Consider the following 1,180-nt stretch of genomic DNA (forward strand, 5'->3'; position numbering starts at 1 on the left):
AGAGAGGTGCTCATGAGCGGAAAACGCTACCCCGAAGAATTTAAGCAAGAAGCAGTTAAGCAGGTTGTTGACCGTGGTCATTCTGTCGCAGATGTTGCCAAACGTCTCGATGTCACGACGCACAGCCTTTATGCCTGGGTTAAGAAATATGGCCCTGATTCCACAAAACATAACGAACTGACTGACGCTCAGGCGGAAATCAAGCGACTACAAAAAGAGCTGAAGCGGGCCACTGAAGAGCGGGATATATTAAAAAAAGCCGCGGCGTACTTCGCAAAAGAGTCCGACTGAGGTACGCCTTTATCAGGGACGAAAGCAACCGTTGGCCTGTCAGATGGTTGTGTCAGATGCTTAACGTTCACCCAAGCGGTTATTATGCCTGGCGCAAGCAACCTCGCTCGAAGCGAGACAAAGCCAATCAGCGAGTTACTGGCCTGATAAAGCAGTTCTGGCTGGAGTCTGGTGGTGTGTACGGCTATCGTAAAATCCACTCTGACTTGAGAGATATTGGCGAGCGTTGCGGTATCAATCGTGTTCACCGTTTAATGCGAGAAGAAGGCTTACGTGCGCAGGTCGGTTACCGAAAGCCGCGGCATCGCAGCGGTGAAAGTCACATCGTTGTGCCCAATCGTTTAAATCGCCAATTTAACCCCGTTGCACCAGATGATGCATGGGTAACCGACATAACGCATGTCAGAACGCACGAGGGCTGGCTGTACCTTGCGGTAGTTGTCGATCTGTTCTCACGCAAAGTGGTGGGCTGGTCGATGCATCAGCGCATTACCAAAGATATCGTGCTCAACGCACTGCTCATGGCTGTCTGGCGACGCAATCCCAAACATCAAGTCACGGTGCACTCTGATCAGGGAAGTCAGTATACCAGTCACGACTGGCAAGCCTTCTTAAAATCGAATGGGCTGGAGGGCAGCATGAGTAGGCGCGGAAACTGCCATGATAACGCGGTAGCTGAAAGCTTTTTCCAGCTGCTGAAGCGGGAGCGAATTAAGAAAAAGGTCTACTCAACCCGAGATGATGCAAGAAGCGACATCTTCGATTACATCGAGATGTTCTATAACAGCAAACGAAAACATGGTTCCAATAATCTACTGTCACCAGTAGAGTATGAAAATCGTTACGAAGAACGGCTGGGAAGTGTCTAGGTTAGTAGTGGCGATTCAGT

General features: G+C 49.8%; 1 protein-coding gene. It reads left to right on the forward strand.

The annotated features are described in order from the left end of the window. Window positions 1-12 precede the first annotated feature (12 nt). Window positions 13-1,160, forward strand: a protein-coding gene (locus IE054_RS17745) for an IS3 family transposase (RefSeq protein ID WP_189408596.1) whose coding sequence is annotated in 2 segments (ribosomal slippage) — window positions 13-250 and window positions 250-1,160 — 1,149 coding nt in all. Because the reading frame shifts where the segments join, the coding sequence is not laid out codon by codon here. Window positions 1,161-1,180 lie beyond the last annotated feature (20 nt).

Origin of the sequence: Alteromonas halophila (assembly GCF_014651815.1) — a bacterium.
Lineage (GTDB): Bacteria > Pseudomonadota > Gammaproteobacteria > Enterobacterales > Alteromonadaceae > Alteromonas > Alteromonas halophila.